The organism is Limnofasciculus baicalensis BBK-W-15, from assembly GCF_024178385.1.
Taxonomy (GTDB): Bacteria; Cyanobacteriota; Cyanobacteriia; order Cyanobacteriales; family Coleofasciculaceae; genus Limnofasciculus; species Limnofasciculus baicalensis.
Map to the genome: position 1 here is coordinate 1 of NZ_JAMZMM010000001.1, position 26,949 is coordinate 26,949.

Annotated in this window: 21 protein-coding genes; 15 read left to right on the plus strand and 6 right to left on the minus strand. The window is 41.5% G+C overall.

Annotated elements, in window-relative coordinates; translation table 11 throughout:
- The first annotated feature begins 182 nt into the window (after window positions 1-182).
- The 6 genes from NJ959_RS00005 (at window position 183) to cobJ (ending at window position 7,083) form a co-directional block, all read left to right on the plus strand.
- Complete coding sequence (locus NJ959_RS00005) at window positions 183-980, plus strand: hypothetical protein (RefSeq protein ID WP_254009683.1); 798 nt, start codon at window positions 183-185, stop codon at window positions 978-980.
- Window positions 973-2,100, plus strand: a complete 1,128-nt coding sequence (locus NJ959_RS00010; protein WP_254009684.1) for a pentapeptide repeat-containing protein — start codon at window positions 973-975, stop codon at window positions 2,098-2,100. The genes NJ959_RS00005 and NJ959_RS00010 overlap by 8 nt, the downstream gene beginning before the upstream one ends.
- A gap of 27 nt (window positions 2,101-2,127) precedes the next feature.
- Window positions 2,128-2,406, plus strand: coding sequence for a hypothetical protein (locus NJ959_RS00015; RefSeq protein ID WP_254009685.1), 279 nt, complete (start codon window positions 2,128-2,130; stop codon window positions 2,404-2,406).
- Window positions 2,407-2,463: 57 nt separating this feature from the next.
- A complete protein-coding gene (locus NJ959_RS00020) occupies window positions 2,464-3,876 on the plus strand; it encodes an aminopeptidase P family protein (protein ID WP_254009686.1) in 1,413 nt (470 codons plus the stop codon).
- A gap of 313 nt (window positions 3,877-4,189) precedes the next feature.
- Complete coding sequence (locus NJ959_RS00025; protein ID WP_254009687.1) at window positions 4,190-4,933, plus strand: hypothetical protein; 744 nt, start codon at window positions 4,190-4,192, stop codon at window positions 4,931-4,933.
- Between the two features lie 152 nt (window positions 4,934-5,085).
- A complete protein-coding gene (gene cobJ, locus NJ959_RS00030; RefSeq protein ID WP_254009688.1) occupies window positions 5,086-7,083 on the plus strand; it encodes a precorrin-3B C(17)-methyltransferase in 1,998 nt (665 codons plus the stop codon).
- Between the two features lie 41 nt (window positions 7,084-7,124).
- Here the strand turns inward: cobJ and NJ959_RS00035 are convergent, their stop codons facing one another.
- Window positions 7,125-7,673 carry a sll1618 family protein gene (locus tag NJ959_RS00035; protein WP_254009689.1) on the minus strand — a complete coding sequence of 183 codons (549 nt, stop codon included), beginning with the start codon at window positions 7,671-7,673 and terminating at the stop codon, window positions 7,125-7,127.
- Between the two features lie 118 nt (window positions 7,674-7,791).
- On the opposite strand from NJ959_RS00035, the gene NJ959_RS00040 reads away from it, so the two are divergent.
- On the plus strand, window positions 7,792-12,585 hold the full coding sequence (locus tag NJ959_RS00040) for a PAS domain S-box protein (RefSeq protein ID WP_254009690.1): 4,794 nt from the start codon (window positions 7,792-7,794) through the stop codon (window positions 12,583-12,585).
- A 227-nt stretch (window positions 12,586-12,812) separates the two neighbouring features.
- Here NJ959_RS00040 and NJ959_RS00045 read toward each other — a convergent pair whose 3' ends face one another.
- Window positions 12,813-13,769 carry a ribonuclease III domain-containing protein gene (locus tag NJ959_RS00045; RefSeq protein WP_254009691.1) on the minus strand — a complete coding sequence of 319 codons (957 nt, stop codon included), beginning with the start codon at window positions 13,767-13,769 and terminating at the stop codon, window positions 12,813-12,815.
- Window positions 13,744-14,277 (minus strand): universal stress protein, encoded by a 534-nt coding sequence (locus tag NJ959_RS00050; RefSeq protein ID WP_254009692.1) that lies wholly within the window; start codon window positions 14,275-14,277, stop codon window positions 13,744-13,746. Before NJ959_RS00050 ends, NJ959_RS00045 begins: the two co-directional genes overlap by 26 nt.
- A 377-nt stretch (window positions 14,278-14,654) precedes the next feature.
- On the opposite strand from NJ959_RS00050, the gene NJ959_RS00055 reads away from it, so the two are divergent.
- The 7 genes from NJ959_RS00055 (at window position 14,655) to NJ959_RS00085 (ending at window position 21,604) form a co-directional block, all read left to right on the plus strand.
- Window positions 14,655-15,755 (plus strand): metallophosphoesterase family protein, encoded by a 1,101-nt coding sequence (locus NJ959_RS00055; protein ID WP_254009693.1) that lies wholly within the window; start codon window positions 14,655-14,657, stop codon window positions 15,753-15,755.
- Between the two features lie 204 nt (window positions 15,756-15,959).
- On the plus strand, window positions 15,960-16,937 hold the full coding sequence (locus tag NJ959_RS00060; protein ID WP_373693570.1) for a 50S ribosomal protein L11 methyltransferase: 978 nt from the start codon (window positions 15,960-15,962) through the stop codon (window positions 16,935-16,937).
- A gap of 257 nt (window positions 16,938-17,194) precedes the next feature.
- Complete coding sequence (locus tag NJ959_RS00065) at window positions 17,195-17,626, plus strand: hypothetical protein (RefSeq protein ID WP_254009695.1); 432 nt, start codon at window positions 17,195-17,197, stop codon at window positions 17,624-17,626.
- 134 nt (window positions 17,627-17,760) lie between these two features.
- A complete protein-coding gene (locus tag NJ959_RS00070) occupies window positions 17,761-18,363 on the plus strand; it encodes a 2OG-Fe(II) oxygenase (RefSeq protein ID WP_254009696.1) in 603 nt (200 codons plus the stop codon).
- Between the two features lie 104 nt (window positions 18,364-18,467).
- Window positions 18,468-19,709, plus strand: coding sequence for a hypothetical protein (locus tag NJ959_RS00075; protein WP_254009697.1), 1,242 nt, complete (start codon window positions 18,468-18,470; stop codon window positions 19,707-19,709).
- A 136-nt stretch (window positions 19,710-19,845) separates the two neighbouring features.
- Window positions 19,846-20,895 (plus strand): histidinol-phosphate transaminase, encoded by a 1,050-nt coding sequence (gene hisC, locus NJ959_RS00080; protein ID WP_254009698.1) that lies wholly within the window; start codon window positions 19,846-19,848, stop codon window positions 20,893-20,895.
- Between the two features lie 211 nt (window positions 20,896-21,106).
- Window positions 21,107-21,604: a DUF29 domain-containing protein gene (locus NJ959_RS00085; protein WP_254009699.1), complete on the plus strand. Its 498-nt coding sequence runs from the start codon at window positions 21,107-21,109 to the stop codon at window positions 21,602-21,604.
- Between the two features lie 260 nt (window positions 21,605-21,864).
- On the opposite strand, the gene NJ959_RS00090 is transcribed toward NJ959_RS00085, so the two are convergent.
- The gene (locus tag NJ959_RS00090) at window positions 21,865-22,332 is read right to left on the minus strand and encodes a GNAT family N-acetyltransferase (RefSeq protein ID WP_254009700.1); all 468 of its coding nucleotides are present in this window, start codon (window positions 22,330-22,332) and stop codon (window positions 21,865-21,867) included.
- 126 nt (window positions 22,333-22,458) lie between these two features.
- Window positions 22,459-24,603 carry a UDP-N-acetylglucosamine--peptide N-acetylglucosaminyltransferase SPINDLY family protein gene (locus NJ959_RS00095; protein WP_254009701.1) on the minus strand — a complete coding sequence of 715 codons (2,145 nt, stop codon included), beginning with the start codon at window positions 24,601-24,603 and terminating at the stop codon, window positions 22,459-22,461.
- A 136-nt stretch (window positions 24,604-24,739) separates the two neighbouring features.
- On the opposite strand from NJ959_RS00095, the gene NJ959_RS30020 reads away from it, so the two are divergent.
- Entirely contained in the window at window positions 24,740-24,871 is a 132-nt protein-coding gene (locus NJ959_RS30020) for a hypothetical protein (RefSeq protein ID WP_256528483.1), read from the plus strand.
- On the opposite strand, the gene NJ959_RS00100 is transcribed toward NJ959_RS30020, so the two are convergent.
- The gene (locus NJ959_RS00100) at window positions 24,868-26,343 is read right to left on the minus strand and encodes a hypothetical protein (protein ID WP_254009702.1); all 1,476 of its coding nucleotides are present in this window, start codon (window positions 26,341-26,343) and stop codon (window positions 24,868-24,870) included. The genes NJ959_RS30020 and NJ959_RS00100 overlap by 4 nt on opposite strands.
- Between the last annotated feature and the right edge of the window lie 606 nt (window positions 26,344-26,949).

Consider the following 26,949-nt stretch of genomic DNA (forward strand, 5'->3'; position numbering starts at 1 on the left):
GGTTTGGAAGCCTACACCATACCTGTACTCAGGTTGGTGTAGGAGATGTCACCCAAACCATCCGTTACATCCGTTACCCATCCGTTGCCATACCGTTGCCATATACTACCACCGCGATCGCATTCACCCTATCATCAAAGTAGTGTTCGCTCCTCACCACCTCTACCTTTGGTTATCGGGAAATGCCATCCATCCTTCCTTCAAAGCCCAACCGACAAAACAAATGTCCAGATTGCTTATCCATGGAGTTGTCAGGAATTCCTGTGCAGCCGAAAACCAACTATTGGGATTGGTTACCTGCTACAGAAACGTCACAAATCGATCTATATTTAACTATTCACTTTAACGAGCAATGGGAACCCCTCAAAGAAGGGCGGATTAAATTTGGTCTTAGAGGTGGAGAATTAAGATTAAGGCTAGTGGGTGCGGAAATTCCCATTGAGTCGCGTCATCTAGGTGGTTCCGTGGAACTCCTCCTCCCCAGAAACGAGGAACCCCAGACAGAAGAATTTTCCCAAACTACTAATTATACATCAAAGAGCGCGTTAACCAGAGGAAGGATTGGCGAAGCCTTATCCCTTGGAGAAGGAGTAAGGATACCTTCCCTTCCCACCAATAAAATTTCCGAGGAAGAGCCTGACAAAAACCATCCATTTCAGGGTAATATCTGTCACATCACTAAAAAAGTTTCCGAAGCAAATCCGACTTGGATTTTTGAAGAGGAAAAAGGCGAGCCAGTATTAAAGGGATTTCTGCACAAGGTAAAGTTAGCCACTTTGAATGTGACTGCTTTTCCCTGTCGTATCCAAGCCACGTTTGAGGTGTCTGGGCGAGATATTTGTCTCACCGATGCTGAAGGATTGTGGCACTCAGATATTAGTCGCAATAAGAGAGCGGTTTTAGAGCAATTGACGATTCGGCGGGTACTACAACCAAAATTTAAGCAATATCTCAGCAGAGTACTGTTATTGTATGAGTGATTCAACATCTCTCGAAGAACTCTATATCCTGTTTCAGCGCGTTTTAGTCGCAGAAACTGATAACCTCCCTCAGTTAGCAGCAATCGCAAATCTTAATCTAGGGGCAGATTTCGCGGAAGCTAACTTGAGCAATACTAACCTGATTCAAGCTAATTTAATTGAAGCGGATCTTAGAGGCATCAATTTACGAGGTGCTAACCTTGAGGGTGCTAATTTGCGCGGTGCAGATTTGCGCGGTGCTGACTTAATCGGTGCTAATCTCAATGGTACGGATCTCAGAAATGCTAACCTGCGAGGGGCTGAAGTTAGGATTGCCCTTCTGCAAAATAGCCGATTGGAATGCGCTAACCTTTGTGATGCTAACCTGAGTGGTGCCGATTTAGATAGTGCTAACCTTAGTAATGCGGATCTCAGGGGGGTGAATTTATCTCTGGCTAACCTCTGTTGTGCCAACTTGAGTAATACCAAACTGAGAGGGGCAAATTTAGGTAATGCGGATCTTAGGGAAGCCAATCTTGTGGGAGCATCTATTGTACGTGCTTACTTGGGAGGTGCTGATTTGCAAGGCGCTGATATGAGTAAGGCAAATTTGAGCGAAGCTGATTTAAGCGAAACTAAACTTAGTTATGCCAAACTGACTGGGAGTAATTTGTGGAGTGCTGATTTAAGCTTGAGCGATCTGAGCCGTGCGACAATTGTTCGAGCTAACTTGAGTCATACTTGCTTAATTCGTGCCAATCTCCAAAGAGCTGACTTGATCCGGACTAATCTTCAGGGTTCCGATCTCAGAGGTGCCGATCTGAGCTTCGCTGATTTAAGTCTGGCTAATTTATATCGCGCTAATTTGAGTAGTGCGAATTTGAGTCGTGCTAATCTGAGCATTGCTGAATTAAGCCGTGCCAATCTTCGGGGGGCAAAACTGAGTCATGCTGATTTGAGGGGGGCGACTGTGGAAAATACTAAGTTTGCTAGCAATCAAGGAATTTCTAAAGAAATCAAACTGGTATTAATCAGACATGGGGCAAGTTTTGAAGAGGCAAATTGCGAACGCAATAAAGTGAGTACTCCTGTGAAGGAGGTTAAGAAAATCAAGGCGGAAAGGATGCAAATTTATTCTTGAATTGTATGGGGTTAGGGAAGGAAGTTTATGTCTTTCGTAAATCGCAAATCAGAAAAAAGAATTTGGATAAATTGGACATTATTTGTATTATTAATAGTGACTAATTCCTTGACAATTACGGCTTGTGTAAAGATACATGAAAAGGATAAATCAGATAAAGAGAGTGTAAAAGATAAGTCAGATAAAGGAGACAAAAACCATGAGGGAAATAAATCTAAACAAAAGGCGAAACCTCAGCCTAGTAGCGCTGATGACAAGTATAAAGCAGACGGTGAGGATAAAATAGATGATGACGATCCGGAATAATTTGGGGAGTTTTGAGTTTTGAGTTTTACCAGAAAACCGATAACACCTAATCTGATCATGGAAATTGATTCCAATCGCACCACCCTTGCAAAAACCCTACAGAATCGACGGCAACGCCTCGCCGGGCTTATTGATTTTCCTGTTATGCTATGGTCAGGATGTAGGATGGGGCGGAATTTCCCAGCAAATCGGTTTCCGTTTCGGGCTAGCAGTCACTTCCTTTACTTTGGGGGTTTGCCTCTGGAGAGGGCGGTAATTTATCTCAATTTTGGTAAACTAGAATTATTTATAGACGATAGTCCACCAGAAACTACCCTTTGGCATGGAGAAATGCCGAAACGGGAGGAAATTGCCGAAAAAATTGGCGCAGATGCTGCTTTTCCTTTGTCTGAATTGTCATCCCGTGGTGAGGGTGTAGCGACTATTGCTGTTCAGGATATCATGACTCGCCACCAGCAAGCTGAAATTTTGCAGCGCCCTTTGGGATTAGGGAATAATTTGAGTGGGAGGGATCGAGATTTAGCAATTGCGATCGCATCTTTACGAATGTACCACGATCCAGATGCTTTAGCTGAATTACGCCAAGCGGCTGCGGTAACAGTGGAAGCCCATAAAGCTGGAATGAGAGCAACTAATATTACTAATTTTAATATCCACTCCCCACTCCAAAAAACCCAAACAGAAGCTACCATCCGGGGGGCAATGGAGGGAGTTATTATTGCCCATAATATGACTTGTGCCTATAATTCTATTGTCACAGTTCATGGTGAAGTGTTACACAACGAACAGTATCACCACTCTTTACAACCAGGAGATTTATTACTTGCTGATGTTGGGGCGGAAACGGAGATGGGATGGGCGGCTGATGTAACTCGTACTTGGCCTATTATAGGTAAATTTTCTCCTACTCAGCGAGACATTTACAATATTGTATTAGCCGCCCATGATTCCTGTATCGCCAAAATCCGCCCTGATGTGGAATATCTCGATATTCATTTGCTAGCAGCATCTGTAATTTGCCAAGGATTGGTAGATTTAGGGATTTTCCGAGGAGAGGTATCGGATTTAGTGGAAATGGATGCCCATGCTTTATTCTTTCCTCATGGAGTTGGGCATTTGTTGGGGTTAGATGTCCATGATATGGAAGATTTAGGAGATTTGGCGGGTTACGAGGAGGGAAGAGTCAGAAGCAATCGCTTTGGTTTGTGCTTCCTGCGACTGAATCGTCCTTTGAAATCGGGGATGCTTGTTACCATAGAACCGGGATTTTATCAAGTACCAGCAATTTTGAACGATCCGGAACAGCGAGTAAAATATCGGGATATTGTAAATTGGGAGCGTCTGGCGCAGTTTGGGGATGTGCGGGGGATTCGGATTGAGGATGATGTTTTGGTGACGGAGGATGGATGTGAGGTTTTAACAGGAGGATTACCAACAGAGGCGGAGGCGATCGAAGAATTGGTTAATTAGGTAGGTGTATATATATTGTTAATATTTAACCTTTGAACCGCTACAGGCGAGATGGTTTGTCAGAAAGTAGCTAAAATTGATTTTTGTCAAGGATAACACTTCCTGTCATTTAGGTGTTGAGGGGTGTGGGGGGTATCTACTTATATTAGAGTTGATGTCACAATCAATTCTTGTCGGACTTAATCGGCTAGTTTACATATAGTGGTAGGGAGCAGTTAGCCTAGGATAACGCACCCTACAGATAGAGGTTTTGCTTAAGTCCGATCTTGGTTATATACCTTAATGGGGAAATCTGCAACCGATAGTAATAGTTATGAAGAACAAAATACAATATAAATTAGGTAAAATATTAGTTATAATCGCATTAGCCCTGTCCACTATTTTGCTAATTATAAGTTCTGCTACAGAAGAAATTCTGCCTAGTTTTCCCTTAGCCCAAGGTAGTTACTGGGTTTATCAGGGGACAACAAAATGGACTACAGAGCAATCGGTTAACGAAGAAAATGTTACCTGGAAAATGGAGGTTGTTGAAGCAATTAAGCGCGGATCTGTTACAGGATTTGTTTTGAAAGGTAGTCCCTATGACTTAGCATGGTATAACCAGGGTAAGAAACCAGGTGATTATCTGATGATTCACGTTTATCCTGACCAATTTTATTTAGTCAATAGTAACGAAAAAGTAGCGAATCTGGTTAAGCGACTAAAAGATAAAGACGATCCCCTGGTGGGATTAGTTGAAGAGCGTGAATTATTCCTAGATTTTCCCCTAATTCGCGGTAAGGTATTTGGGGAGGCTAAACAGATAACTCGACAAGATAAATGGTATTGTTGGCTAGTCGAAAGCGAGAAATCGACAAATATACAAAATATTAAAGGAGTTAAGAAGATCCAAGGTGTGACAGAATATGAACTGGCATATAGAACTAGCCCAGAACACACGATTATAGATATTGTTCCTGGCGTGGGTATTACAAGATTTGTTTACGTTCATCATGGTTCAGTCGCCGAAACTGATGTAAAATTAATTGAATACTTTCCTGGTAAGGAAATTGGTTGATGTAATAATAAGTATTTTATGTAGGGTGGGCAGCCCCCACTATAAATAGAAAAGATGACGATCATCTTGCTACAGACTGCCCACCCTACTGCTATCGATCGTGGTATTATTAGTTGAAGTAATAATAAATAATTTGGAGTTAAGAAGAAAATTTGAGTCAGTCACTTTTTGCCGAATTTCAACCAATAGCCGCGATCGCAACTACTCCTGCCGCAGCCCAAACACTACAATCTATCTGCCAAGCGACGGGGGCGATACTTTGGGTGCCAGAGTCTCTCAACTATTTGGAAAATGTCCAATTTTATCGGGGTTCTCTTAAAAGTCATATTGCAGCAATTTGGGAAGATTGTCGCGCTTTTATTTTTGGTTTGGCAACTGGTGCAGTGGTTCGTTTAATTGCTCCTCTATTAGGAGATAAATATCAAGATCCAGCGGTTATTGTTATTGATGAAACGGGTAATTTTGTTATTAGTTTATGTAGCGGGCATCAAGGTAAAGCCGATGAATTGACACGGGCACTGGCAATTTATCTGGGAGGAACACCTATTTTAACAGGTGCTTCTGCTGGCTTGGGTTTAGCAGGTGTTGATATGTTGGGCGTGCCCTTTGGTTGGGTAAGGGGAAATGGGGATTGGAAGGGTGTTAGTGCTGCGGTGGCAAGAGGTGAAGCTGTTGAGGTAATTCAGGAAGTTGGTTCTATTTTATGGCAAAATCATTTACCTAAACAACATTCATTTCAGCTCTCCCCATTCCCGACTCCCCACTCCCCATTAGCTGCTAGGATTTTGATTAGTGCCAGAGTTGGGCATTTTTTGCCAGAATCTGACTTGCCAACGGTTCAGTGGTATCCTAGAGTATTGTGGGTGGGAATTGGGTGCGAACGTGGGACATCTAGAGAGTTAATTGAAAGGGCAATTAGAGAAACTTGTCGGGATTATCATTTATCAGAATTTGCGATCGCAGGAATTGCTACTATTGATCTGAAAGCTGATGAAATAGGTATTATTGAACTATGTGGCAATGGCAATTTGCCTTTACGAACATTTTCAAGAGAGATTCTCCGTTCAATTAAAGTTCCCACTCCCTCAGAAATTGTTGCCGCAGAAGTCGGTACTCCCAGTGTCGCTGAAGCAGCGGCTATTTGTGCTAGTCTAACCCCTCTAATCTCCCATTCCCAATCTAGCACTAAAACCGATATCCCATCCGCTACAAACTTCCCTACCACATCCACTAAAACCGATAACCCATCCGCTACCAACTTCCCTCCTAAATCTAGTACTAAAACCGATAACCCATCCGCTGCAATCCTTGTTCCCAAACAAATTTTTAAATCAGAAAATGAACCTGGTGCAGTAACAATAGCGATCGCCCAATCTGAAATAGAATATACTGGACGTACAGGTAAATTATTTTTAGTTGGTATTGGTCCGGGACAATTAGAACAAATGACTCAATCTGCTAAAATGGCTATATCTCGTGCAGATGCGGTTATCGGTTATTCTCTATATATAGATCTAATTGCTGCTATTTTTCGTCCCGGACAAATTATTGAAAGTCTACCGATTACTCAGGAGCGTCAACGGGCTATCAGAGCGATTGAATTAGCAGAGTGGGGGTTAAGTGTCGCCGTTGTTTCTTCTGGCGACTGCGGTATTTATGGGATGGCGGGATTAGTATTAGAGGAACTAAAATTAAGACAATGGGATGGTAAAATACCTGAAGTAGAGGTATTCCCTGGTATCACGGCTTTACAATCGGCTGCTTCTCGTGTTGGTGCGCCCTTAATGCACGATTTCTGTGCGATTAGTTTGAGTGACTTATTGACTCCTTGGGAAGTAATTGAAAAACGAGTAGAAGCTGCTGCTCAAGCGGATTTTGTCACCGCTTTTTACAATCCGCGATCGCGTAATCGTACCAAACAAATTGCGATCGCGCAACAAATATTCCTCAAATATCGCTATCCCAATACTCCTGTTGCGATTATCCGCTCGGCATATAGAGAGGATGAAGAAATTACCCTGACGACTCTTGACAAATTACTCGAAATACCCATTGATATGCTAACTACTGTCCTAATTGGCAATCAAAGTACTACCCTCTATGAGGATTGGATGATTACACCACGGGGATATTTAGGGTTTGGGGAGTAGGGAGTGGGCAGGGGGGCAGGGGAGAAACTATTTTTTAGCCTTCATCCTTCATCCTTCAGGGAATAGCCATTAGCAATTAGCCTATCAATTGCTTGACAAATTACTTCTCGTTGTTGAGCATCATATTGCCAGCGCTCCAAAAAAGTTTTGTAGTCACCTTCTCCAGTTATGGCACTTTCTCGCAAAGCTAAAGCTAATTCCCGTACTTGAGGTAGTTCAACTTGCTCGATAATAGTGGTAGTGCGGGATCGCACTTTGTCAGACTCCCTCGCCATCTCTTCATCGCTATTGCGACGATGGGTAATTGCCATCGCGCTTGACATTGCTAAGTTTTTTACCAAAAATTCCGCTACAGTATCGGGGGAAGAGTGTAATCCTTCTATAATTTCTGGTGAGGGATAATCGGCTAACGTACCTGATGAGGTGAGATAGGTGACAAAAAACCCTCTAGCACCGTTTTCTGTTTTAACTAAGGCGGCGATTGCTTCTGCTATTTCTGTTTGAGATAGAGTACCCTCTATTATTTGAGCCATGATTAACTCGGTGAGGGCGATCGCGTCTTCAAAGGTTACTGATTCTGGAATAATCACGGGAGTTAAGTGATTCTGATGGTGCTATCTCTTACTATAGAGTTTTAAGGTTATAGAGTAAAGAAGGATGAAGGCTGAAGGTTGAAAAATTGTACCACTAGATCAGACTATAGGATTTATGCGATTACTACGTCAAATTTTATCTTTACCAAATTGGGTGCAACGGCTGCGCCAGAAGATGAAAGCGGTGCGGGCTTGGCAAGCAAATAGAGAAACTCACTCTTCACTACTCGAAAGAGCAATCGCAGCTAGTAGTAATGGCATGATTGTTACCGATGCCACATTACCAGATTATCCGATTATTTGGGTGAATGCTGGGTTTGAGCGGATGACGGGTTACTCTGCTGCGGAAGTCATCGGTAAAAATTCTCGATTCTTAACAGGAGCGGATACGAATCAACCTGCTCTTGATGAATTGCGGCAGACGCTTGCGGAAGGAAGATCCTGCTGTGTTGTGCTACGAAACTATCGTAAAGATGGTACACTTTTCTGGAATGAACTGTCGATCTCTCCAGTACAAGATACTACCGGAAAATTAACCCACTACATCGGAATTCAAAAGGATATCACGGATCGCAAAAAAGCAGAAGAAGAGCGCGATCGCTTTTTTGCTCTATCGATTGATATGCTTTGTATTGCTGGCTTTGATGGGTATTTCAAACGCCTGAATCCAGCTTGGGAAACAATATTAGGCTTTACCACAGAAGAATTATTAGCTAAACCCTACCTAGATTTGATTCATCCTGACGATATAGAATCTACGATTGCCGAAGCTCAGAAACTGACAACGGGTGTAGAAACCATCTGTTTTGAAAATCGTTATCGCTGTAAAGATGGCTCTTACAGATGGATTTTGTGGAATGCTACTCCATGGATAGAGCAAGGGTTAATTTATTGTGTGGCTCATGATATCACCAAGAGGAAAGAGACAGAAGCCACTCTAAAATATTCCCAATCCCTACTTGCTGGAGTATTAAATAGTTCCCTGGATGGAGTGATGGCTTTTGAGTCAGTTAGGGATAGTCAAGACAATATTATTGATTTTAAATGGATCTTAGTCAATCCAGCGGCAGAAAAAGTACTCAAGCGCACCGAAGTAGATCTAATTGGCAAGTGTTTGATGGAAGAAATGCCAGGAAATATTGGGGAAGAGTTGTTCGGTTTGTTCATTGGTGTTGTGAAAACAGGTGAACCTTTAGACGGTGAATTTTATTATGCTAATGATTGCTTAAAAGGTTGGTTTCAACTGGCTGTTGCTAAATTGAGTGATGGCTTTGCTATGATCTTCCGCGATATTACTGAGCGCAAGCGTGTTGAAGAAGAGTTACATCGGCAAAGTTCAGAATTGCAAGCTATTTTTAATGCCTTCCCCGATCTGTATTTTAGGATGAATAGTGATGGCATAATTCTGGACTATAAAGCAGCAAATACTTCCGATCTATACGTGCCCCCAAACCTATTTATTGGCAAATCAGTTATAAATATTTTGCCTCCTGATGTAGGCAAGAAAATTTGTCACTCAATCAGAGAAGTAATCCAGAATAAATCTATCGTCAGTATTGAGTATTCCCTGATTATAGATGAAGTAAAACAAAGCTATGAAGCCAGACTATTGCCATTAATTTTAACAACAAAGAACCAACAACAAACAACCAATAACCAACAACAAGATCAAATAATTGCAATTGTACGGAATATTAGCGATCGCAAACAGGCAGAAAAAGAACAGCGAGAAGCCGAAGCCGCAATTCGATCCTTATATAGAGTAGCTTCAGCACCGAAACTTACTTCTGAGAAGCGATTGCAAGGATTATTAGCAATGGGGCGACGGTATTTTAATCTTGATATAGGGATTGTATCGCGTATTCAAGAAGAGTCTTATCAGGTAATTGCCGCTCAAGTACCACCTCGGCTTTCCCTTGAGATTCGTAATGGAGATTTGTTCAATTTGGGGGAAACTATCTCTCGTGAAACTATTCAAGCAAAAGAGCCAATTTGTTTCGAGTCAGCCAGAGATTCCCAATGGAGAAATCATCCTGCTTATTCAGCATTCCCCCTCGAATCCTACATCGGTACCAGAATTATGGTAGGTAGAATTCCTTACGGTACTCTCAACTTTTCCAGTTTACACCCACGGAATTTACCATTTAAAAATAGCGATCGCCAACTCTTAAAACTCATGGCTCAATGGGTGGGAAATGAGATTGAGCGTAACTCAGCTAAAAAAGAATTAGAGAGGCAATTACAAAGAGCATTACTACTAGAACAAATTACTCAAGAAATTCGTCAAAGTCTTGACGCTCAACAAATTTTCCAGACAGCAGCTACCCAAATTGGTAGGGCTTTCGGTGTAAATCGCTGCCTAATTCACAGCTATATTACTCAACCTTACCCTCACATTCCTTTAGTGGGAGAGTATCTAGAATTGGGCTACAATTCCCTCAAAGATATAGATATTCCATTAGTTGGTAATCTCCACGCCCAAAAAGTACTTTCTCAGGATTGGGTAGTTGCTTCCTCAGATGTATATAGAGATCCCCTCCTCAAAGATGCAACTTTAGTTTGTCACCAGATTGGTTTGAAGTCAATGCTGTCAGTACGCACATCCTATCAAGGAGAGACAAATGGGGTGATTGGTTTGCATCAGTGCGATCGTTTTCGGGAGTGGATAGAAGATGAAATTGAACTTTTGGCAGCAGTAGCAGCTCAAGTTGGTATTGCTCTTGCTCAAGCTCAATTACTAACACAGGAAAAACAGCGGCGGGAAGAGCTTACTAAAAATAACATCGATTTATATAGGGCTAAACGGGAAGCTGAAGTTGCAAATCGAGCGAAAAGTGAGTTTCTAGCAATGATGAGTCACGAAATCCGCACCCCTATGAATGCTGTAATTGGGATGACGGGATTACTGTTGGATACTAGTCTTACACCCCAACAAGAAGACTTCGTAGAAACTATTAGTAGCAGTGGTGAATCTCTTCTCACTATTATTAACGATATTCTCGATTTCTCTAAGATTGAATCAGGCAGACTCGACTTAGAAGAGCAACCATTCGATCTGCGAATTTGTGTAGAGGAAGCCTTAGATCTCGTAGCATCTCAAGCTAGTGCCAAAAATTTAGAACTAGCGTACCTGGTTCACCCTCAAACCCCTGTTACCCTTGTTGGTGATATTACCAGAGTGCGACAAATTCTGGTGAATCTCCTCAGTAATGCTGTTAAATTCACACAAAAAGGCGAAGTAGTAGTTTCAATTTCCTCAGTTGTTATTAGTCAATTATCATTAGCAAGTAAATCATCCCAAACCAAAGAACAAATAACCAATAACCAACAACCAATAACCAATAACCAACAACCAACAACCAACAACCAACAAACTTACGAAATTCAATTTGCAGTCCGCGATACTGGTATTGGTATTCCCGCAGATAGAATGGATCGTCTCTTTAAACCTTTCAGCCAAGTTGATGCTTCAATGACTCGTACTTATGGTGGTACAGGATTAGGATTAGTCATTAGCAAACGCTTAAGTGAAATGATGGGTGGACGAATGTGGGTGGAGAGTGAAGTTGGCAAAGGATCTATATTTTATTTTACTGTTCTCGCTCAAGCGGCTAGTAACGCCGTCACCGCCAATGGTGCTACTGTTAATTTGCATATATCCCAACCAGAATTAACTGGAAAACGTCTCCTTGTTGTGGATGATAATGCTACTAATCGCCAAATTTTAACCTTGCAAGCTTTATCTTGGGGAATGGAAATTAAAGCAGCAGAGTCTGGATTACAAGCTTTAAATTGGCTTGTTGATAATCAGCATTTTGATATTGCGGTTTTGGATATGCAAATGCCAGAAATGGATGGTTTGACTTTGGCTGGCAACATCAAACTATTACCAATTTCTCAAGCAATGCCTCTAGTAATGCTAAGTTCAGTTGGTCATCAATCCCTCTCAAAAGCAGAAGAATTAAAGTACTTTGCGGCTGTATTAATGAAGCCAATCAAACAAACTCAACTCTACGAAATATTTATTAATATTTTAGGTAGACAGCGGTTTTCAGTTCGCCATATAAATACACCAGCAGAGCAATTCAATCCTCTTTTAGCTCAAGAGCTACCGTTACGGATTCTTTTAGTAGAAGATGTAGCGGTTAATCAAAAAGTTGCTCGGCAAATGTTGCATCGATTGGGATATCGTGCTGATGTGGCTAATAATGGAAAAGAGGCATTGGAATCTTTGCACCGTCAATCTTACAATGTGGTATTTATGGATGTTCAGATGCCAGAAATGGACGGATTGGAGGCGACTACTCGCATTCGTCAGGAATGGTTATCACCATCCGATCCTTGGATTATTGCCATGACAGCTCATGCCATGCAAGGGGATCGGGAAGAGTGTCTGAGAGTGGGAATGAATGATTATATTAGTAAACCTGTTCGGCCGGAGTCAATTGTTCAATCTTTAAAGAAATATTCTCAATTTAATAATGAAATTCCCTATTGTGCAGTTGAAATGAACGATCAACCATCGGCAACTGAACCAGATTTAGATCTAAGTGAAAAACCTGCTATTGATATTCGGGTACTGGAAGGGTTTAAAGAAATAGCAGGTGATGATTTTGATGAGTTGTTAGTTGAGCTGATTGATAGCTACTTGGAAGATGCTCCGCCAAGAATGGAGGATATTACTAATGCAATCGCAGAGAAAAACGCGAAAGTATTACAACATTCTGCTCATGCGCTCAAATCATGTAGTCTTACCGTTGGTGCAAACTTACTTGCTCAAATCTGTGGCGAGTTAGAAACAATTGCTCGTCAGGGTACAACTGCTGGCACATCAACAATTCTTTTACAACTTAATGCCGAGTATGAGCGGGTTGAAGCTGCTTTGCAAGCACAATATCCTCAGCTTTAAGAGTTATTTATCAACTAAAAATTAAGCTATTGTAGGTTGGGTAGAGCCGAGCGAAACCCAACATTTATCTAATTTACACCGGGTTTAAAGTGAGTGAGGTATAGAGAAACCGGGTTTCTTGAAGGAGGTACAGAGAAACCCGGTTTCTGGGATATACTTCATATCTGCTCTATCTAGCAGAAGTTGGGTTACCCTGCGGGAAGCAAGCTACGTTACCTCAACCCAACCTACAATAAATTTTTTCCCTCTATCAACTGATTATATTTTTCTCTTCCCTCATGATAATCTTTACTTTCATATCCCATCAGATGACGAACAATCCACTTTTGCGACTTGCCATCTTCTAAAAGAAGAGCGATCGCTCTTCGCAAAACTTCATCTCCATCCACAAACTGCTCCACAAACCAATTCTCTGTTTTCTTAAACCCTCCTTTATCGCCCGAAGCATTATATTGTAAATACATTGCCGCGACTAATGCCTTAAAAGACTTGACTAAAGCTTTCTCATCCCCCAATTTTAGCGCCGTTAAATCTACTTTCTTGAAATACTCGCTCTGGCGTTCTTTTCCAGTCAATTCTCGGGATAATTCCCCTAACCTGCCAGCCCTCACATTGGGTAGATGGCGATATAAGTACTCCAAAACTACTGCTTTCAGTAGACTATCACCTAAAAACTGTAATTGTTTATTGGGATTAGAGCGTTCCGTTATCGGTTTTAAATAACGCTCCAAAACTGGCGCAATCAATTTTTTATTCAACCAATTACGCGACTGAGAAAATCCTCGATCTAAATGAATTGCTCCTACTAATGCCTTAAAACCCCGATCGAAGGGGTTGGGAAACTTTTGCCGGAGAATGAATCTGTCTGATGTAATTCCCAGAAACGGATAAGCTTCACCCAATCCCAATTGATACCAAAGTTTTGTCAGCCTTTCCCCCTCCATCAGCTTCTCTCGCAAAGCTGAAAAATTAGCAACTTCTAGATACGGAGTGTGAGAATATAGGTAATCTGCGATCGCAAAATTCATCGCTGCATCACCCAGAAATTCCAACCTTTCATTATTAGGTGTCCCTTCCCCAAGCTCTTCGGAATATGAGGGGTGGATTAAAGCGAGACGAAGAATATCTCTATTTTTGAACTGAATACCAATTTTCGCTTCAACTAGTGCAGGATTCCATTCCATCGGTTTTCACAGATTCATGACTTTTTACTACTTTAGACTGTACTGTGAGAACTGAGCAGGAAGCGTGGTGTAAAACATAATTGCTGACACTACCCAGGATAAACTCACTCAAACCAGACAACCCCCGATGTCCGATTACAATCAAATCCGCGCCCCAATTCTTGGCAAATTCACAGATAGTTTCCCCCGCACTACCGGGAATCTGAATAAATTCTGCCTTCACCCCCTCCGCCACTGCCAACATTGTCCGCGATCGCAACAATTCTAAACATTCACTTTCAAATTCATCCCACTGTTTACGATAACTGATATTGACATCATCCAAACGCCATGGATAATAATCCATACCAATAAATCCAGGAACCCCTGGACTATTCTCTTCCTCTGGCGCTAAGACATGTAATAGCATTAAATGAGCATTAACTCCTTTAGCCAAGGAAACGGCACTATCGACAACACGGCTGCCAATGCCAGAGCTATCCATAGCAACAAGAATCTTTTCAAACATAGAAACCTCCACTTAAACAGTCTTAATGGCTGGATTGCCGCTTTCAATCGCAGTGGTATAATTAACAGGAAATATGTATTTAGCCCTTAGATACCCACCTTTTGATGATTGATTGACGGTAAGTGATACAGTAACAATACGATCTTAACCTATAATTACCGAATCAAACCAGACAAACAGCAATCCGAGGAGATAGACTATTAGTGGGAACTACTACATCGCTAGCGGAAATATCCGTTATAGGACTTAGGCAGCCACACTATTAATAATGTAGGAGGTGCGTTAGCAAAGCCTAACACACCCTACAGATAGATGCTTTGCGTAAGTCCTGCGTTAGGAAAATAATCGATAAAAAACTCAACAATACGAAACAATATATGAACCTCAATTTTCGTTTCGCGGTTATCAGCGATTTGCACATCGCCCTCCCCCAAAGCATTTGGGATCATCCCAGCCGATTTCATTTGGTTGAAATCAGTATACCAGCACTGGAACTTGCATTAGATCGTTTAGAACAGCTCGATTTAGACTTTCTCCTCCTCCCTGGCGACTTAACTCAGCACGGGGAACCCGCTAATCATACCTGGTTAGCAAATCGTTTAGCTAAACTACCATTTCCAGCTTACGCGATCCCAGGAAATCATGATTTCCCAACCCTACTCCCCGATGAAAAATCAATTGAATTTAAAGACTTTCCTCACTACTACCGTCAATTTGGCTATACCAATCCTGACCAACTTTACTACACCTGTGAATTACTTCCAGGAGTACAACTAATTGGACTAAATTCCAACCAATTTGACGAATCTGGCCAACAAATAGGGCGTTTAGACGAACCACAATTAGCATGGCTGGAACAGATACTAACTGAAACTAAAAATAAGTTAGTCATGGTAATGATCCATCATAATGTTATCGAACATTTGCCCGGTCAATCTAACCATCCCTTGGGACAGAGATATATGCTAGAAAATGCACCAGCACTACTCAAACTTCTCAAAGCTGCTGGCGTTAATCTCATTTTTACTGGACACCTTCACGTCCAAGATATCGCTTGTCAGGATGGAATTTATGATATCACTACTGGATCTTTAGTCAGCTATCCTCACCCCTATCGCATCTTAAACCTACAAACCGATGAGGAGGGAAACAGATCCTTACAGATAGAATCTCATCGGATTGAATCATTACCAGATTGGGAAAAATTACCCCAAATATCACGTAAATGGATGGGCGATAGATCCCATCCATTTATGATCAAACTCCTGACTTCCCCACCATTAAATTTACCGATGGAAGAGGCAAACAAATTCGCGCCAAGCTTACGGGATTTCTGGGCAGATATTGCTGGGGGTGATGCCCAGTTCGACTTCCCAGATTTCCCGCCGAAAGTCCGCCGCTATTTCCAAAGTTTTAGCGCTACTAATAGTGAGGGTAAACTTGTTTTTATCGATAATCATACTACATTAGTAATTTAGATAAATCAGAATTTACGCAGCTACATTTCATCTAGTGGGAATGGTGCGTTAGCAAAGGATAACGCACCCTACAGCAAGTCATCTGAATGACACTAATTACTTTCTCCATCCCATAACTAAACCCAATATCCCTGTAAAATTGAAAGGTTGTCAACCGTCGGTGAATTTTACCGTCTGGTGAGTATGGGATTTAAGGGAGAAAATATGTCCTGGATGGAGTTAAGCATTGATGCAACACATGAGGCGGTTGATTGGGTGAGTACCCTGCTAGCTGCAATTCACTATACAGGTGATATGCGGATTACGAACTATATTGAACCAGAATTAAATCAGTTAGATAATTGCGATATTCTACAATCCCAATGGGCTTTCACGATCTACTTATATTTACCCTATAATACCAATGTACGGAGACGTGTGGAAGAAATTGTTGATCGGCTTTCTCCCTTGCATCGTACAGGATTAATTGCTGTGATTCAGACTGCTATTGTTGAAGATAAACCAGAGGAAACCGCAAATAGTATACCCCCTATTCATCGAATCGGGAAACGATTTGTCGTACTAACTCCCGATAATTCCTATCAATCTGAAGATCTAGATGAAATAACATTAAAAATAAATACAACCCTCGCCTTTGGTAGTGGTTTACATCCAGCTACTATTCTCAGCCTGCTACTACTTGAACGCTACATTATTCCTCCCATGAATGTTCTCGATCTCGGCTGTGGCTCAGGGATTCTCAGTGTAGCAATGGCGAAACTTGGGGCAAGTGTCTTAGCACTAGATAATGATAATATTGCCGTCGATTCAACCCAAGATGCTATTCGTATTAATGGGGTAGAAAAGCAGGTTACAGTCAAGAAAGGAAGTCTAGGTAGTGGTAGCGACTTAGGGCATTGGCTGGGAGGAAATACCATAAATAATGTCCAAAGAATTAATGCCAGCGCTACCTTTGATCTGATCGTAGCTAATATCTTCGCACGAATTCATATCGCTCTTGCGGATGACTTTTGCCGTGCGATCCGTCGCACCCGTGAAGGTACAGGAATTTTGATTACAGCAGGTTTTACTACTGATTATGAGGATGAAGTGAGCGGAGCTTTAGTAGAAGCAGGATTTGAAGCTATTGATTGCGAAAGATTGAATGAGTGGGTTGCACTTGCCTATCGATTGAAAGGATAGGTAAGCATTCAGCAATCAGGGAATGCCATGTTGAAGAAGCCAATTCAACACCAGTCAAACCAAATATAGTACAATAGTATTAACTTAATCCACTCACAATCAACGTTAGTTAGTTTGAAGGATGTTGTTTTAGGAAAATCTTTGAAAAGACTGATCGAAAATTTATGAGGAAACAAGCACTACTTTGAGAAGATGAGTAAAGGTACCATGGGCTATCACTGGCTCTAGCTTAACTCGTCTTACAAAGGAAACGCTTAATGGAATGGCCAGATCACTTTCCCAGTGGTTGCCCACCTCAAAATGCCAATAATGCTTCTGGCGAGGTATATCGCCTGATCAAGCATGATTCTCCCACTCCCAAGGACTTTAAGTCATGGCGTGAGGAGAATAAAGAGAAGGACTGTCCTAATGGTGTGACAGAATGTCAGGCATGTGGTCTCTCTGTTTATACGGAAAAAGCTGACGCTTGCCGTGTAATCAGAACAATTCCTCGGTTTAAAAAGGCAATAAAATACTCAGGTGGAATTCTTGATCAAGCAATTCCAGATGTAGCAATAGCCACTTTAGGACAAATATACGTTGCCATAATTCGAGAGTTTGTTGAGATATTGCCCATTACAGGAAAGGAAAAGGTGAAACACGAACTTGTATCACTAAATCTTCTTGAGTTTGAACGGTCACAGCCTTAATAGTTATAATGAGATTGATTCTGGCTGGAAATAAATAATAATATTTAGAGTTTAAGATAAGCTCACATCTACTACGAAGCATATCCTCGTAACTACTTGTTGTCATACATCGTTCCCTGAACTCATTGAAGCCATTGAAATACTATTCTAAAAACCCCAACGCCTTCGATATCGCATACCTCCATAACCTACGAGGTGCAATTCTAGCTTCTCCTTATCTTACTATCAACAACCTCAACCGTGACTTTATCGGAACCAAAGGTTTTTCTATCGTGTTTCAACGTTCAAAAATCGACAAAGTAGAAGAGGATTTTCCTTTTTTCAAACCCTATCTAGATCTAGCATTGCAATCTAACTGCAATGCCTTCTATCTCAACCCCCTCCTACTTCAGTCAGGCTCCCGTGTAGATCCACATATCGATCGATCTCTGCGATCTTATTGTAAAACTGTTGATCCTCCTGCGGTTGTTAGTGTTCTTTACATCCAATTACCACCTAACCTAGAAGGTGGAGAATTAGTGCTGCGCCGCAACAAACAGCAAGTAGGACAAATTAAGCCAGAAGTTAATACACTTCTGTATTTTCAAGGAGATCTCACCCATTCTGTTAATATGGTTAAAAGTACTGGCACTCGTCTTAGTTTAGTTTGCGAACAATATAACCTCAGTGAATCTGAACTAGAAGATATTCCAGCGTTTACAATAGAATCTAGGGCAGTGAAGGCAAAACGTAAATGAGAGGTTAGCGCTTAGAGGGGATATTGTAGCATCTTGCTAATGACTAATTGCTAATAAGTTTCCCAAATACCTTATGGTGATACACACACTATTAACAAAACAATATGCTTACCCAAATACGCCGTCTTTTAAGTCAATTTTTTAGTAAGTCAAGAACAATCAATAACGAACCTATCAACAAAGTGAGTTTGATTGTCATTATTTTGATTGATATTTTTATCTTAGTCAATGTTTTTACTGGACTGAATGATATTAGCCGATGGCATATCGATCCTTCCCAAGCTTACCCCTGTTATTCTGAGTGGGAAAATTACCAGAAGGAAACCAGTAAAGATAAAGACTATGAAATATTAAGGCTGTCATTACCATCGAATACAGTTAATCCAATCAAGTTTCGCCAAACCTATCAACAAGCAGAAATCGGACATCTAGGTAAAGTTTCTCAAACTTGCTTAACTTATGCTGACTACAAAGATAAGATTAAGAATGCAGAAAATCAAAACACTATAAAAACTATTGACCAGAAAAATGCAGAAATCAGCAAGCTTGCTCAAAGAAATCAAACTATTAAAGCTCAATATGACTCAACGTTATTAGAGAAAATAGCAGGTCAGCCTCGGGATCGATCGATTAATGAAGTAGGTGCAGAAAAAGCCAAACAGGAGTCAGATCAAAATAGCAGCAAGATTGTCACACTTAAGCAGGATATTTCTACTCTTAAAACTGAACTAATTGCTAAACAAGAAAGCATTAATTTAATCGCTTTCCTGAAGAATAACGATAAATTTAGTGACGTTGAAAAAGGCTATCAGGAGGCATCATTTTGGTATCCAAGTATCCAACTAGCTTTTCAATGCCTATTTCTATTACCACTAATTCTCATCTCCCTATCACTTCACAACTTTGCTCAAAGAAAAGGATATGGACTTATCTCGCTGATGAGTTGGCATTTGCTGGTAATATTTTTTATCCCACTAATTCTGAAAACCTTTGAATTTTTACAAGTTGGGGCGATATTTCAATTTGTCTTTGATATCATCAGCGTCGTTTTTGGTGGGTTACTTTTCCTCATCAGTTATGCCTATATCTTACTGATTCCTCTCGTTGGTTTTGGCATTATCCAGTTTTTTCAAAAGGTTGTCTTTAATAGTAAGATTCAGGCAGCTAGCCGAGTGCAAAAATCGCGCTGTATCAATTGTGCCAAAAAAATTAGACACCACGATAGCTACTGTCCTCACTGCGGTTATTATCAATATCTGGAATGTTCAAACTGTCACAGTCTTACTTACAAACATTTGCCATATTGTAAAGAGTGTGGACAGGATCAAGAGGTGAGTAATTTGTAGTTTACTTTTGAATTAATTATAATAGGACAAACTTAAGTTACATTTCGTTCATCAATCATTTCAAATCAAAGTGAGAGTAACTTGTCAAGTTGTCATAAAATAGACTAGCCTAGATATTAATTTTCCACCATTAACTATGAGCTACTTCCGTCCCGCTATCGATGCCATGACTGGTTACATTCCTGGAGAACAACCCAAACCAGGTACAAAAATTATCAAACTCAACACTAATGAGAATCCCTATCCACCTTCTCCAAAAGCAATGAAGGTGCTGCAAAATTTAGATAGTGAGTGGCTGCGACGCTATCCAGATCCCTTTGCTAGGGAATTTTGTCGCGCAATCAGCGATGCCCTAGGAGTCCCTACTGATTGGATAATTGTCGGTAATGGTAGCGATGATTTACTCAATATATTAGTCCGTTGTTGTGCAGAAGGAAATGAACGGAAAGTCGTCTATCCCATGCCAACTTACGTGTTATATCGAACTTTATCAGCTATCCAGCCTGCACAAGTAGTTGAAGTTCCTTATTATGCTGATTTTCAGTTACCAATTGAGGAACTTGTAGCAGCAAATGGGGCAATTACTTTTATTGCTTCTCCTAATAGTCCATCTGGTCATTTAGTACCTTTAGACGATCTCAGAAAATTGGCACAGGGAGTGTCAGGAATTGTGGTAATTGATGAGGCTTACGTTGATTTTGCTGACTATACTGCCTTGCCGTTAGTAGAAGAATTTGATAACGTAATTGTATTGCGTACCTTATCCAAAGGATATTCCTTAGCAGGCTTGCGGATGGGATTTGGGATAGCAAATCCGAAACTACTATCGGGATTATTTAAGGTAAAAGACAGTTACAATATTGACGCGATCGCAATTGCAGTCGGTACGGCGGCAATGGAGGATCAAGCCTACAAAAATGCTTGTGCTGAAAAGGTGAAATTATCGCGGAGTAAATTAGTAGTAGAGTTAAAGAATCTGGGATTTACAGTCCTTGATTCTCAAGGTAACTTTGTTTTAGCAACTCCTCCAGCAGGGAATGCCGAATCTATTTATTTGGCGTTGAAAGAATTAGGCATTTTGGTGCGCTATTTTAAGCAAGCTGGGTTAGAAGATAAGTTGCGGATTACAGTTGGCACGGAGGAGCAAAATCAAGCTTTAATCGAAGCATTAGTTAGTTTGATTTAGCAATTATCGATCGTTGGTAATATTTTCTGTAGAGACGTTGCACCTGCTAGTCTCTACATCTCATCGATCGGCTATAATTGCTATATAATTAATGGTATTATAACGGGAAAGCAACTAGGTTAGGTACAGGCTTGGTCAGGGATATCTTAACTGCATTGGCGACTGCTATATATGATGTTTTTTAATTAAATAAAAAGGTTTTAACATTTTTATGGAAACACCACCAACCAAACAAATAGCGGAAATAAATAGCCAAAGTCTTTATGATGCTGACTTTTACGCCTGGATACAGGAACAAGCAAAACTGCTCAAAGATCGGGAATGGAGCCAAGTAGATTTGCCTAATTTAATTGAGGAAATTGAGTCATTGGGGAAACAACAACGCGCCGAATTAAGAAACCGATTAAAGGTTTTAATTGGACATCTGCTGAAATGGGAATATCAAGCAGGAAGACGGAGCCGTAGCTGGTTAATGACAATTCGCATACAGCGTCGCGATACTCAAGAATTTCTGGCAGAAAATCCCAGTCTTAAGCCTTATCTTCAGGAAGCACTACAAAAGATATATGAGAGTGGGAGAGATTTAGCTGCGGGAGAAACAAACCTAGCGCTAAAAATATTCCCGAAAAATTGTCCTTATACCTTAGCAGAAATTTTTAGGGATGGCTTTTATCCCGGTGAAGCTGCAACCGATGATTTGATGGAATAATCTCGATGTGGGTTGAGATCCCCGACTTCTCTGATAAGTCGGGGATTTGTCGCGGTGATTCAATTCACGTATTATCAATTATTAATTCATAATTATGATAATTAACGAGCTTCACCAAAGATTCCGCTAGTCATAGCGGCTACACTTTCCGAAGTCCGGCTGCGCAGACTAACGCCAAATCAACAGCATTGAAACCCGCGAAGGCGGGTTTTGTCTGTGTAGCTGCGGTTTTAACCGCCAGTTGATAATGGTACTGTTGTTCATGGAGTCCACCTCAAAAAACATCGATTACCATTCTTCTCTGTTATTTCTGCACCCAGCCGCTGATAAAAACTCAATCCACGACTATTCCGTGCATCAGCATTCCAGGCAAGATGAGTACAGTCATTTTCCTTGGCAATTTGAGCCAGATGAACCATCAAAGCGACTCCTACTCCCTGACTTCTCATCTCCTCATCCACATATAAATCATCCAGCCAAATACTCGGTTGACCTGCAAATGATGAATATCTGAATCCATACAAAGCAAATCCCACCTCATGGCCGGAAATCTCAGCAAACAAAACATAAGAAAAAGGAATTGTACCAAACAATGTTTTGCGTACTTTCTCTGCCGATACTCGCAATATACCTGAAAAAGCACCAATATTTCGGTCGAATTCTGCCTTCTTCTCAATAAATGATAAGATCCGGGATACATCATTGGCGGTGGCACTTCTGATTATCATAGATAAATTCTCTGGGTGATAACTATAGGATTTTTTGTTTTAGTGTAGTAGATTCTATCGTCTATTGCTTATTGATCCGAATCAAGTCTGTCAAAATACTATACCCTACTAATTGTTAAGTTATGTTTAAAAACAAGCAAGCCGTTTTAATGCTAATTCCCGTTGATCCACGCGATCGATTGATCGAGCAGCTTGTCTTGCTTTCTCAATTTCACCAAGTTTCAGATAGGCGTTTGGCAGACTATTCCACCAGGTAGGAAAGAGATTAGCATCTGTCTTAATTTGGGGGGCAATCTCCAAAGCGAGATCGAAAAATATCTTGGCTTTAGCTGAGTTGCGCTGGCTCAAATATATGTCACCCAGGCGTATGAGTGGATCGAATTTAGCCAGTGGGGAATCCAGAAAACTCAGAAATTTTTCAGCGACATCGGGACGATTTTGTGCGATACTTTGATTAATAATCATCTGTGCGATCGCTGGTGAAATAGGTACTCCTAGACGTTTAATTATTTCAATATTTGTGTCTAAATTTCCCCAGCCCCCCTCCTGATAAATCTTTTCCAATCTCTCTACACGCTGCTTGGGATTGGAAATCCCTTGTAATTGAGTTTGCAAAATTTGTATAAATCTTTCGGCTGCTTGAGATTCTCCCTTTTCTTCAAGTAACTGCGCTGCCCCTATCAGAGTAGATAATGAGCCAGATTGAACATCTAACTTGGCTGCTTTTTGCAAGGCAATTTCTAACAGTTGCTGTGCTTCTTTACTATTACCGCCATCCTCTATTGCCTGAGATAATCGCACTAGCAACAATATATTCTCAGGTTGTGCCTGACTAAGGGCGACGGCTTGGCTAAATTGTCCGGCACGGGCGGCTTGAGTGGCAACTTTTTCTAACCAAACATCCTGGACTTCAAATACTCCCGCATCAATCGATCTCGACATCGGAATTGGAATCAATTTCTTAGCTTTATCGAACTCTTTTCTCTTGAGTGCTTGCTCAATTAAAAACTCTGCCCCCTCCGCTTGTAAATTCATTCGCTCAATAAACTGCACCATTTCCGATTCATAGCCATTTTGACGACTGAGGGGATACAATTCCTGACTCCATTCGTAGTCACGCTGATCGCCAAAACCCATGCCAAAGTTATACTTTTTACCTAAGTTACCTGCGGCAATCATCTGATTCATGGCTTGGGTTGCTAGTTGAGACTGATTGCGTTTACGGGCTTCTCCGGCGATAGTTAACCACGCCTGTGCCCGCCAATGGGGATTTTCTGCTAAAATTTTCTGGGCAGCAGAGGCAGCCGTAGTTAGTTCCCCTAATTGAGCAAATTTAATCGTATTTTTGGCAATTAAAATATCTGTGGGATTCTCTGGTTTTCGTGCCGAAACCAATTTTTGCACGCTTCGCTCAAAGATTTGTCTTGCTATTTGGGGTTCCTGATTTTTGTGATATGCTACTGCCACCCGAATCAGTTGGTTGCTGCTATCCCATGCGCTAGGAATTTGTTGGGCAAATTGTTGGGCTTTATTGATTTGTTTGTTTTGAATGTAATAGCCAATTAGGGTTTCCGCCAGGAAGGGATTGTTGTTTTGTCCCTGACTGTAGAGGGAGATAATCTGCGATTTTGCTCGCTCCAAAACCGTCACGCCTTTGGCAGTTTGGGCGACAGCAAACCAACCTTCTGCTAATCGCAATTCGCCTTCAGATAGAAGTTGTGCCCCACGAATTCCTGGTAAGATTTGCTCGGCTTGTGCGAGGAGTGAAATTGCTAGATCCCGCTTGCCCAGCCGTTGATAGGCTTGTGCTGCGGTAATTAGCGATCGCGTTTGTGTCTGATTGTATCCTTTGCCCAGGGACTGTGACAGGCTTACCATCCGCTCTAATATTGGTAAAATGCGATCGCGTTGACTGGTCGGGGTGCGCTCGATTAAATTTAATAATGGTTGGGCTTTCAGTTCATCGAAACCGACTCCAGTAACACTTAAACGATCGATAGCTAATTGAATTAATTGTCGTTCTTTTCCGGCGGCATCTAGTTCTTGTAGCAGTTCAGTTAATATGAAGGTGGGTACTTCTGTTTTAGTTTCTGAAACTGGACGAAACCATTCTCCAAATTCATTCCACCGGGTAAAGGCTTGTTGCTGTTGTGCCTCCCGACAAAAGGACGATCTTTCAATAGCGATAGGATTTGCTAAGACTGATAAATTAATAGATTGACTCAGGATTAAACTCAACAGAATTGTATTTTTGGCAAAATTACTTAACATTTTTATCTATTTTATAACTTACGAAAACCCTCTATCTGTAGGGTGCGTTAGCTACCCTTCGGGAAGGCTGCGCCAACGCGTAACGCACCATTACCACTATCTTTTCCTCACTGAAGAGCAGAAAGAATGATATATCTTGACTCGCCATACTCCCTATTTTTTTCCATCTCATAGCATTTCTTTCTGTCTGTGGCTGAATGGACGTTTTCCTCATCGGAATCATCCGGTTGTGATTGATTTATCACCGACAACTATTAGTGAAGCTTAACCACGCGGTGGTGGTGCAGATGGCACAGGAAACCATTGCCCAGCGCGGACAAATTTTGCCTGATTGCCCCACAAATCTACGTTATAAAACCAGGCAGAAGACATAGATTGTCCCCCAACAGCCATCACTAACCAGCCCGCTTGTATCTCCTGACGACAACCCAATCCTTGGTTATTAACACTAAGACATCGATCAAAAAATTGGGGCGTTACCTGCTGAATCCTGATATTTGCCGCCGCAGTCTTTGCCCGTCGCGCCGCCTCCCGTTTTACCAAATCGATCGCACTTTGGGGAATACTTTGGCTGCCATCCGGTGCTACTCTGTTAGGATCGGTTCCTTCTTGCAGGTAATAAACATAGCGAATTGGTCCAGATTTCACCACCATTTGCCAGCCAGACTGTTCAATATTTGGGCAAATGCCCATTTCCGGCGGTGTGGGTTTATCTCCTCCACCTTGACACCAATTCCAGGTAATCGCTTTAATCTCCACCTGAAAGTTAGCCGTCAATCCATATCTATCTGCCACATCTCGTAGCACAGCATTGTGCAAAGTTAAGGGTAATCCCGCTTCACTTTTCTGTGCCTGTAACCCTCGCTGCCAGTCATTCCCTCTCATATCGACATGAAACATTTGTCCATTTTCAACTAACACTCGCCAGCTAAATTGAGGTCCAAACGGGGCTGGACAAAATGTATTTTGCGTGCAGGGGGGAAGGATGTTGAAGAGTTGGGCGGCAGTAATTTTGATATCTTTAACTGGAATAGCTAGGCGTTTTGCGATCGCGGCTTTAATATTATTGTTAATACTGCCAGGACCGTCGAGGATAACGGAACCATTTCGATCGGCGTAATACATCCAAGTTTGATTGTCATATTCCATCGTCACCTGCCAACCGGATTTCCTTACAGGTTGGCAGTTTGCCGATATTCCTGATACCTCTGAAGTTGGCAGACATTCTTGCCAAGTTGCAGGCTGGGATTTGGTAATATTTGAGCTAGATATACGAAGCGGCAACCCGACACGACTGTTCAAATCTGATACAACTGCTGTTTCTAGTAATTTTGGCAGTTTTTGAGTAGCTTTAGATAAGACAGTTTTCGATATCTCAGATTGGGCAACTGTCGCGCTAGGGCGTGTTTGCCAAATCGAAAATTTGGTGTAGGGGCGAAGCATTTGGGGAGCATCCCGATTTGAAAGAAATGCAGGTTGTATTCTTGCTCCCCCCTTTGACAAGGGGGGCTGGGGGGGTAAAAACTTTGTCAAAAAACGAGTATCTTTGCCAAAGTGGGATGCTCCCAGCATTTGGGGGATAGCCTCTGATTCCAACCCAAATCTTTGTATCCAAATGCTTCGCCCTTCCTGGGTTTGAGAATACTCCCCAGGATGGAGTAACTCTTGACTCGTGCCAGAGGCAGGAATAGCCAGGAGTAAGCCGCTAAGACTTCCGACAATTAATTTAGCGATCGTCATAGAGTAAATAGCATTAAACTTGGAGGAGAATGAAACCACACTACCAACTGACGCTACAGGGATGGAATAGTTTCTGGAGACTTGATAAATAGGTGCTATTTATGACATGCTGGGTGAAGTAAAAGCAGATAAATATAGCAACCGCCACAGCGGTTAGGACATTCTAAGCTTAAATTTTAACAAGGGGCTGAGAGCCAATTGTCCTAACCGACGAAAGCGACTGCTATATGTGGGTTAATTAACTAAGATATAGGAGATCTTGTTTCACCCAGACATAATTTTTTGCTATGTGCGATCGCACTTTGTCCGATTTTCCATTTATTATTTATTATTTACTTGCTTGACGTACCATGTCAGAGATTATCCTGATGCTGTATTTTTGAGAATCTGCCCCAGTCATAATCAGCCCTTGACTATTATCGCGGCAGGGAGGAGCCAGACTGGATTGAAGTTTTGCTCGTAACGGCTACAGTATGATAAACTGCTATTAGCAGGGGGATCTCTTCAGAGTCAACAGCCCCGTACCCATTCTGGATATCGATTTCACCGTTGTGCAAACTCGCCTGCCCTACAGGAGTGCTACCAAGGTTGAGTTTCCGTTCGACT

What these genes read in the sequence shown, in the direction of transcription:
- hisC (WP_254009698.1), top strand. Translation starts at nt 19,846, where the DNA reads ATGAGCTACTTCCGTCCCGCTATCGATGCCATGACTGGTTACATTCCT.
- NJ959_RS00025 (WP_254009687.1), top strand. Translation starts at nt 4,190, where the DNA reads ATGAAGAACAAAATACAATATAAATTAGGTAAAATATTAGTTATAATC.
- NJ959_RS00095 (WP_254009701.1), bottom strand. Translation starts at nt 24,603, where the DNA reads ATGTTAAGTAATTTTGCCAAAAATACAATTCTGTTGAGTTTAATCCTG.
- NJ959_RS00010 (WP_254009684.1), top strand. Translation starts at nt 973, where the DNA reads ATGAGTGATTCAACATCTCTCGAAGAACTCTATATCCTGTTTCAGCGC.
- NJ959_RS00040 (WP_254009690.1), top strand. Translation starts at nt 7,792, where the DNA reads ATGCGATTACTACGTCAAATTTTATCTTTACCAAATTGGGTGCAACGG.
- NJ959_RS00015 (WP_254009685.1), top strand. Translation starts at nt 2,128, where the DNA reads ATGTCTTTCGTAAATCGCAAATCAGAAAAAAGAATTTGGATAAATTGG.
- NJ959_RS00085 (WP_254009699.1), top strand. Translation starts at nt 21,107, where the DNA reads ATGGAAACACCACCAACCAAACAAATAGCGGAAATAAATAGCCAAAGT.
- NJ959_RS00055 (WP_254009693.1), top strand. Translation starts at nt 14,655, where the DNA reads ATGAACCTCAATTTTCGTTTCGCGGTTATCAGCGATTTGCACATCGCC.
- NJ959_RS00050 (WP_254009692.1), bottom strand. Translation starts at nt 14,277, where the DNA reads ATGTTTGAAAAGATTCTTGTTGCTATGGATAGCTCTGGCATTGGCAGC.
- NJ959_RS00090 (WP_254009700.1), bottom strand. Translation starts at nt 22,332, where the DNA reads ATGATAATCAGAAGTGCCACCGCCAATGATGTATCCCGGATCTTATCA.
- NJ959_RS00045 (WP_254009691.1), bottom strand. Translation starts at nt 13,769, where the DNA reads ATGGAATGGAATCCTGCACTAGTTGAAGCGAAAATTGGTATTCAGTTC.
- NJ959_RS00005 (WP_254009683.1), top strand. Translation starts at nt 183, where the DNA reads ATGCCATCCATCCTTCCTTCAAAGCCCAACCGACAAAACAAATGTCCA.
- NJ959_RS00100 (WP_254009702.1), bottom strand. Translation starts at nt 26,343, where the DNA reads ATGACGATCGCTAAATTAATTGTCGGAAGTCTTAGCGGCTTACTCCTG.
- NJ959_RS00075 (WP_254009697.1), top strand. Translation starts at nt 18,468, where the DNA reads ATGCTTACCCAAATACGCCGTCTTTTAAGTCAATTTTTTAGTAAGTCA.
- NJ959_RS00060 (WP_373693570.1), top strand. Translation starts at nt 15,960, where the DNA reads ATGTCCTGGATGGAGTTAAGCATTGATGCAACACATGAGGCGGTTGAT.
- NJ959_RS00065 (WP_254009695.1), top strand. Translation starts at nt 17,195, where the DNA reads ATGGAATGGCCAGATCACTTTCCCAGTGGTTGCCCACCTCAAAATGCC.
- NJ959_RS00020 (WP_254009686.1), top strand. Translation starts at nt 2,464, where the DNA reads ATGGAAATTGATTCCAATCGCACCACCCTTGCAAAAACCCTACAGAAT.